Origin of the sequence: Paraburkholderia sp. SIMBA_054 (genome assembly GCF_046534875.1) — a bacterium.
Taxonomy (GTDB): Bacteria; Pseudomonadota; Gammaproteobacteria; order Burkholderiales; family Burkholderiaceae; genus Paraburkholderia; species Paraburkholderia hospita.
This window is the reverse complement of sequence record NZ_JAWRXV010001306.1, coordinates 1-251: the sequence shown is the minus strand read 5'-3', so window position 1 is coordinate 251 and position 251 is coordinate 1. Positions and strand designations below refer to the sequence as shown.

Here is a 251-nt window from a genome sequence, read left to right as displayed (position 1 = left end):
GCTTTCACCAGCATGGCGCCAATACCGGGCCACTGGAACACGGTTTCGATGTAGACGGCGCCGCCCAGCACAAATCCCGCCTGAATACCGATCACAGGAATGACGCTGACAAGTGCGGCGCGAAACGCATGACCGTATATCACGCGACGTTCGTTGAGACCTTTGGCCCGGGCTGTTCGGATATAGTCCTGACGAAGCACTTCCAGCATCGCGCCGCGGGTCAGACGTGCGATCACGCCTGCCGCCACCAC

General features: G+C 60.6%; 1 protein-coding gene. It reads right to left on the bottom strand.

Annotated elements, in window-relative coordinates; all coding sequences use genetic code 11:
* Positions 1 to 251: ABC transporter permease subunit (locus SB822_RS59325; RefSeq protein WP_410859405.1), on the bottom strand; the 251-nt coding region annotated here is incomplete at both ends.